Below are 217 nucleotides of genomic sequence, written 5' to 3' on the forward strand. Positions count from 1 at the left end.
TACTCTCGCATGGCGAATGCCACACTACCATCGGCGCTACCGCGTTTCACTTCTGAGTTCGGCATGGGATCAGGTGGTTCCACGGCGCTATTGCCGTCAGGCAAAAGCTTTTAAAACTAACTTGAAAATGGTGCTGATACCCAGAATCGAACTGGGGACCTCATCCTTACCAAGGATGCGCTCTACCGACTGAGCCATATCAGCACACTAACCGGTA

Annotated in this window: 1 tRNA gene and 1 rRNA gene; both read right to left on the reverse strand. The window is 51.6% G+C overall.

Going from position 1 to position 217, the window contains the following annotated elements:
* Positions 1-101: ribosomal RNA gene (gene rrf, locus ACW5XC_RS20485) — 5S ribosomal RNA — on the reverse strand; the annotation flags it as partial.
* 27 nt (positions 102-128) lie between these two features.
* Positions 129-204, reverse strand: a tRNA-Thr gene (locus ACW5XC_RS20490).
* Positions 205-217: the final 13 nt, after the last annotated feature.

This window comes from Aeromonas sp. 25-AL00135 (assembly GCF_054052385.1).